Here is a 3,359-nt window from a genome sequence, read left to right as displayed (position 1 = left end):
TTACTAGTCAGTGCAATACCGGATTAAATGAGTCAACATTTAAGACGTCGGCGACGATCAAAAATGCCAGCCAGCCCCGGGCCAGCCAGCATGAAACCTGGACTTTGGAGTTGGGGCATGGGGTTTGTGACTTGGGAATGGCGCGGCCGGTCGGCGGCGAACGGCGCGGCGGCATTGCTGGCAAGTGTGGCGGCGATTGCCTTATCGGCGCAACTGGCCAACGCCCAGCAGGCGGCGCAGACGACAGATCAAACGAAGAAGGCTGAAGAGGAAAAGGCAGCACCAGCGGGAGCAACGCTGCTCGACAAGATCCTCGTCATCAGCCGCACCGGCGAGACGGCGATCGAATCGCTGGCATCGGCCAGCCATATCGGCCAGGAACAGCTCGACCGCCGCATGGCGACGACGCCCAATGAGATGCTGCTCGGCGTGCCCGGTGTCGCGGCGCAGGCCGACGCCAGGCGCGTCAGCACCAGCATCAACATCCGCGGCCTGCAGGATTTCGGTCGCGTCGCAGTCATCGTCGACGGCGCACGACAGAATTTCCAGCGCTCCGACCACGGCACGCAGTCGACCTTCTACATCGACCCCGAACTCGTCAAATCCGTGGATGTTATCCGTGGTCCTGTAGCCAACACCTACGGCTCGGGCGCCATCGGCGGCGTCGTCTTCTTCGACACCAAGGATGCCGAGGATTTCCTCAAGCCTGACGAAACATGGGCCGGTTCCGTCACGGGACGCTATGAGAGCAACGGCAAGGGCTGGACCACAAGTGCATCCGGCGCCTACCGCATTAACGAGAATTGGGACGTGCTGGGCAACATCGTCTACCGCGACTATGACGACTACAAGGATGGCGGCGGCGACACCGTCAAGGGCACCGGCTTCGACGTGCTGAGCGGACTGCTCAAGACCAGCATACGCCCGACCGACAACAGCGAACTGAAGCTCGGCTGGGTCGGCTCAAGCGATGGCTGGAACGAGATCAGCGGCGGTGCGCCGGTCAATGACGTCGACCTGAAGTCGAACACCTTCACGGCGCGCTACAACATCACGGATGAGGACAAGAGCTGGCTCGATCTCCACATCAACACCTCCTACAACAAGACCAACCTCGATCTGACCAGCCTTGTCCCGCAAAACCGCTTTGATCCGGTCACCGGCCTTCCCGTTGTCTTGCCGGCGGGATCGCAGTCGACATTCGACGTCGGCACCACCGGCATCGACATCTGGAACACGTCCCGGTTCGAGACGAGTGGGATCGCGCACGAGCTGACCTATGGCGGCGACTGGGCCGGCGATAATGTCAAGACAGGCGGCGCGGCTGGTGGCGACAGTTTCTACACGCCTTCGGGCAAGCGCAACGTTTCGGGCGCCTATGTCCAGGACAAGCTCACCTGGGAGTGGCTCGAAGTCATCGCCGGGCTGCGTTACGACAACTACAGCCTCAAGGATGACACCCACGACATTTCCGGCGACAGGGTATCGCCGCGCATCACCGTCGGCGTCTCCCCGTTCGAATCCGCAGGCCTTGCCGGCCTTCAGTTTTATGGCACCTATGCCGAGGGCTATCGCTCGCCATCGATCACCGAGACGCTGATCAGCGGCAATCATCCGGCAGGCGTCAGCTTTCCGTTCCTGCCCAATCCCAATCTGCGGCCGGAAACCGGCAAGACGACCGAGTTCGGCGTCAACTACAAGCAGAACGACATCCTCGAAGCCGGCGATGCGCTGCGCATCAAGGCAGCGTATTTCAACAATGATGTCGAAGATTACATCGATGGCGTTACCCTGTCGCGGTTTGACCCGGCAGCCGGTTGCCCGAGCGGACCCGGTATCCCGATATGCTTCCAGTACCAGAATTTTGCCAAGGCCAAGATCGACGGCTTCGAACTGGAGGGCGTCTATGATGCCGGATGGGGCTATGCCGGGCTCTCGGCTTCAATCACCAATGGTCACACCATTTCCTACAAGGGTGTGGAAGCGGATCTCGCCACGATCCCATCATCCCAGGTCACCGCGCAGCTCGGCTTGCGCTTCCTCGAGGACAAGCTGACCGTCGGCGGCGAAGTGCAATACAATGGCAAGCCCAAGGGCAATCCGATCGCCGAGGACTACACGCTGGTCAATGCCTTTGCCAGCTACCAGGCGACGGACAATTTGAAGATTGATTTCCGCGCCGACAATCTGTTCGATGTCAAATACGCCAACCCGCTCAACCTGACCACGGCCGGCCAGCCGCCGCAGCCGGTTTTCGCGGCCTACGAGCCCGGCATAACGCTGAAGCTGGCGGCAACGATGCGGTTTGGAGGCTGATTGCCATGACGAGCTTGACGACACCCCTTCGTCTGCTGACCTCGATGCTGGCGATGTCGCTTGCGATGGTTCCGGCGTGGGCGCAAGAGTCCGCGCCGGTCCCCGCGCTCACCCTGGAACTCAATGGTGCGCAACCTTCCGACAAGGGTTGCCGCCTGACGTTCGTGGTCAACAACAATCTCGGCGCCGACCTGGCCAAGGCTGCCTTCGAGATCGCCTTGTTCAACGAGGCAGGCGTCGTCGACCGGCTGACCGTGCTCGACTTCAAGGAACTGCCGGCCGGCAAGACCAAGGTGACGCGTTTCGATCTGGCCGGCACCGAGTGCTCGAAAGTCAGCCGCGTGCTGATCAACAGCGCGACCGAATGCACCGGTACCGGCGTCGAACCGAACGCCTGCATGCGAAAGCTGAAGACAGACACCAAGACCGGTATCGCCTTCGGCGTCTGAGGTGGGACTGCATCCCGCATTCCTGCAAAACAAAGCGGCGTGGCCAGTTGCCGGCCACTGCCGACTGCCGCTGCGAGCGAACGATCTTGATTTGACAATTCTGCTCTTGTCGCTGCAGGTCTCGCGGCGAGACATGCAGGATATCAGCCCCCTCCCCGAAGCCGGCGCCGAGCTGGCGATAGAGCCAACCGAGCCGCTCGCGCTGCCGCGGCCATCGGCCTGGAACCGCAAATGGACGGCGGCGATCGTCGTCTCCTGCGCGCTCCACGCCGCCGTGGCGGCGGCTTTTCTGATCTCGCCTTCGGGGATTTCGAGTTCCCAGAATGCCGAGCAGCCGGAAGGCAGTGATCAGTCGGGCACCAACGTGGTCGGCAGCGCGCTGGACAAGGACCCGACGGCAATAAACGTTGCACTGGTGCCCAGCCCGCAACCGGCTGTCGCCGTTCCAGAACAGCCGCCGATCCCCAGCGCGAGGCCCAGTCCGCCAGCTGCCTCTTCAAAGACGGCGGATGAAAAGCGCGGCACGGCGGATGGCCAGGACCTGTCGGCGCAAGCGGCCAGCAAGGGCAAAAGGCAAAACGAGGCAGGCACTGC

General features: G+C 62.0%; 2 protein-coding genes and 1 pseudogene. All 3 read left to right on the top strand.

Annotation, left to right across the window (positions count from 1 at the left end):
* Positions 1 to 117 precede the first annotated feature (117 nt).
* Positions 118 to 2,316, top strand: a complete 2,199-nt coding sequence (locus EN991_RS28645) for a TonB-dependent hemoglobin/transferrin/lactoferrin family receptor (RefSeq protein ID WP_127370004.1) — start codon at positions 118 to 120, stop codon at positions 2,314 to 2,316.
* A gap of 5 nt (positions 2,317 to 2,321) precedes the next feature.
* On the top strand, positions 2,322 to 2,765 hold the full coding sequence (locus tag EN991_RS28640) for a hypothetical protein (protein WP_127370003.1): 444 nt from the start codon (positions 2,322 to 2,324) through the stop codon (positions 2,763 to 2,765).
* Between the two features lie 91 nt (positions 2,766 to 2,856).
* Positions 2,857 to 3,359 (top strand): annotated as a pseudogene (locus tag EN991_RS28635) (energy transducer TonB); the annotation flags it as partial.

The organism is Mesorhizobium sp. M7A.F.Ca.US.005.03.2.1, from assembly GCF_003997795.1.
In the GTDB taxonomy this organism is placed as follows: Bacteria; Pseudomonadota; Alphaproteobacteria; order Rhizobiales; family Rhizobiaceae; genus Mesorhizobium; species Mesorhizobium ciceri.
This window is presented reverse-complemented; position numbering and strand designations above follow the sequence as displayed.

Coding starts and splice junctions, on each gene's coding strand:
- EN991_RS28645 (WP_127370004.1), top strand. CDS start 118: ATGGGGTTTGTGACTTGGGAATGGCGCGGCCGGTCGGCGGCGAACGGC.
- EN991_RS28640 (WP_127370003.1), top strand. CDS start 2,322: ATGACGAGCTTGACGACACCCCTTCGTCTGCTGACCTCGATGCTGGCG.